This is a genomic window from Vibrio sp. 1288, from assembly GCF_033344475.1.
The window spans coordinates 1-557 of sequence record NZ_JAWPOX010000957.1; the positions used below are offsets into that span (position 1 = coordinate 1).

General features: G+C 45.1%; 1 pseudogene. It reads right to left on the reverse strand.

Features of this window, described 5'->3' with window-relative positions:
• Nucleotides 1-159, reverse strand: a pseudogene (locus R8O11_RS30320) (tryptophan--tRNA ligase); the annotation flags it as partial.
• Nucleotides 160-557 lie beyond the last annotated feature (398 nt).

The window sequence follows — 557 nt, forward strand, 5'->3', positions numbered from 1 at the left end:
GCCTTGCATATCGGCGACCAGAATGGTTTGGTCATGCTCCGATTGTAATGCCACACGCTGTTGTAACGAACCGACGTAATGACCAAGGGGTAAAGGCCCTGTAGCTCGGTCCCCCGTGAGAATGATTTCGCGTTGTTGATGCGTTTCTTTGATGTTCATGGTTATCTCCTAGTCAAAATAGATCGCTACTGGAGATAAAAAGACAAGACACTCTTCGCTACCTTCCAGCAGCGTAAGAATGTAAGAATTCCGCGCCGCTCTACATAGAGCGCCACCAGAAAAAGTATGATGATGAAGGTGTGAAGAATAAGTTCATGCGTCTTAAGCTAACAGGGACTAAGACAATGCTCAATCCCAATGTGAAGAAAATGCAGTGTGTGAAAATTTGCCCGATTACATCGGCAAGGACATTGCGATAACGAGAACAGCACCAAATACCGAACCAGAAACAAATGCACATAGAACGGTTTTGTTGTGTTTACTTTTCATCGATGGACTCCTATTTATCACCACCAGAACCGCACAAGGAATGAGCGCGGCTCAACTTCATTTCACTA